Origin of the sequence: Vibrio sp. 10N.286.55.E10, assembly GCF_002872555.1 — a bacterium.
Classification (GTDB): Bacteria; Pseudomonadota; Gammaproteobacteria; order Enterobacterales; family Vibrionaceae; genus Vibrio; species Vibrio crassostreae.
In genome coordinates, this window is the sequence record NZ_MCSD01000026.1 from 1 (window position 1) to 3024 (window position 3024).

The window sequence follows — 3024 nt, forward strand, 5'->3', positions numbered from 1 at the left end:
ACGCTATGGTCGCCAAGCAAATTTTATAATCTGGAAAACTGATTTAAAAGTCTCTTCAAACTCATTCAAGCGTTTGGTATTTCTTTGAGTCCACAAAACCCCTTGGGTGTTGTATGGTTAAGCCTCACGGGCAATTAGTACAGGTTAGCTCAATGCCTCGCAGCACTTACACACCCTGCCTATCAACGTCGTAGTCTACGACAACCCTTTAGGACGCTTATAGCGTCAGGGAAAACTCATCTCAAGGCTCGCTTCCCGCTTAGATGCTTTCAGCGGTTATCGATTCCGAACTTAGCTACCGGGCAATGCCATTGGCATGACAACCCGAACACCAGAGGTTCGTCCACTCCGGTCCTCTCGTACTAGGAGCAGCCCCTTTCAATTTTCCAACGCCCACGGCAGATAGGGACCGAACTGTCTCACGACGTTCTAAACCCAGCTCGCGTACCACTTTAAATGGCGAACAGCCATACCCTTGGGACCGACTTCAGCCCCAGGATGTGATGAGCCGACATCGAGGTGCCAAACACCGCCGTCGATATGAACTCTTGGGCGGTATCAGCCTGTTATCCCCGGAGTACCTTTTATCCGTTGAGCGATGGCCCTTCCATTCAGAACCACCGGATCACTATGACCTGCTTTCGCACCTGCTCGAATTGTCATTCTCGCAGTCAAGCGGGCTTATGCCATTGCACTAACCACACGATGTCCAACCGTGTTTAGCCCACCTTCGTGCTCCTCCGTTACTCTTTGGGAGGAGACCGCCCCAGTCAAACTACCCACCAGGCACTGTCCGTAATCCCGATTCAGGGACCAACGTTAGAACATCAAAACTACAAGGGTGGTATTTCAAGGACGACTCCACCACATCTAGCGACGCGGTTTCAAAGTCTCCCACCTATCCTACACATGTAGGTTCAATGTTCAGTGCCAAGCTGTAGTAAAGGTTCACGGGGTCTTTCCGTCTAGCCGCGGGTACACTGCATCTTCACAGCGATTTCAATTTCACTGAGTCTCGGGTGGAGACAGCGTGGCCATCATTACGCCATTCGTGCAGGTCGGAACTTACCCGACAAGGAATTTCGCTACCTTAGGACCGTTATAGTTACGGCCGCCGTTTACCGGGGCTTCGATCAAGAGCTTCGACCGAAGTCTAACCCCATCAATTAACCTTCCGGCACCGGGCAGGCGTCACACCGTATACGTCATCTTACGATTTTGCACAGTGCTGTGTTTTTAATAAACAGTTGCAGCCACCTGGTATCTGCGACTCTCGTCTGCTCCATCCGCAAGGGACTTCACTGATAAGAGCGTACCTTCTCCCGAAGTTACGGTACCATTTTGCCTAGTTCCTTCACCCGAGTTCTCTCAAGCGCCTTGGTATTCTCTACCCGACCACCTGTGTCGGTTTGGGGTACGATTCCTTACAATCTGAAGCTTAGAGGCTTTTCCTGGAAGCATGGCATCAATGACTTCACTACCGTAGTAGCTCGACATCGTATCTCAGCGTTAGTAGCGGTCCGGATTTACCTAAACCACCCGCCTACGTACTTGAACCTGGACAACCGTCGCCAGGCCCACCTAGCCTTCTCCGTCCCCCCATCGCAATTGTAAGAAGTACAGGAATATTAACCTGTTTCCCATCGACTACGCCTTTCGGCCTCGCCTTAGGAGTCGACTTACCCTGCCCCGATTAACGTTGGACAGGAACCCTTGGTCTTCCGGCGAGGGAGTTTTTCACTCCCTTTATCGTTACTCATGTCAGCATTCGCACTTCTGATACCTCCAGCAGCCCTTACAGACCACCTTCAACGGCTTACAGAACGCTCCCCTACCCCACATACCCTAAGGTACGTAGCCGCAGCTTCGGTGTATAGCTTAGCCCCGTTACATCTTCCGCGCAGGCCGACTCGACCAGTGAGCTATTACGCTTTCTTTAAATGATGGCTGCTTCTAAGCCAACATCCTGGCTGTCTGAGCCTTCCCACATCGTTTCCCACTTAGCTATACTTTGGGACCTTAGCTGGCGGTCTGGGTTGTTTCCCTCTCCACGACGGACGTTAGCACCCGCCGTGTGTCTCCCGGATAGTACTTACTGGTATTCGGAGTTTGCAAAGGGTTGGTAAGTCGGGATGACCCCCTAGCCTTAACAGTGCTCTACCCCCAGTAGTATTCGTCCGAGGCGCTACCTAAATAGCTTTCGGGGAGAACCAGCTATCTCCAGGTTTGATTGGCCTTTCACCCCTAGCCACAAGTCATCCGCTAATTTTTCAACATTAGTCGGTTCGGTCCTCCAGTTGATGTTACTCAACCTTCAACCTGCCCATGGCTAGATCACCTGGTTTCGGGTCTAATCCTAGCAACTGTACGCCCAGTTAAGACTCGGTTTCCCTACGGCTCCCCTAAACGGTTAACCTTGCTACTAAAATTAAGTCGCTGACCCATTATACAAAAGGTACGCAGTCACACCACGAAGGTGCTCCTACTGCTTGTACGTACACGGTTTCAGGTTCTATTTCACTCCCCTCACAGGGGTTCTTTTCGCCTTTCCCTCACGGTACTGGTTCACTATCGGTCAGTCAGTAGTATTTAGCCTTGGAGGATGGTCCCCCCATATTCAGACAGGATATCACGTGTCCCGCCCTACTCGTTTTCACTGATTATGATGTGTCGGTTACGGGGCTATCACCCTTTACTGCGAGACTTTCCAGACTCTTCACCTGCATCATTAAAAGCTTAAGGGCTAATCCAATTTCGCTCGCCGCTACTTTCGGAATCTCGGTTGATTTCTCTTCCTCGGGGTACTTAGATGTTTCAGTTCCCCCGGTTTGCCTCCTGTTGCTATGTATTCACAACAGGATACTTACTTATGTAAGTGGGTTTCCCCATTCAGGAATCCCAGACTCAAAAGGTTATTACTACCTAATCTGGGCTTATCGCAAGTTATTACGCCTTTCATCGCCTCTGACTGCCAAGGCATCCACCGTGTACGCTTAGTCACTTAACCATACAACCCGAAAGGGT

Annotated in this window: 1 rRNA gene; it reads right to left on the minus strand. The window is 50.7% G+C overall.

What is annotated here, in order from left to right:
- Positions 1–113 precede the first annotated feature (113 nt).
- Positions 114–3007, minus strand: a 23S ribosomal RNA gene (locus tag BCV39_RS16160).
- Between the last annotated feature and the right edge of the window lie 17 nt (positions 3008–3024).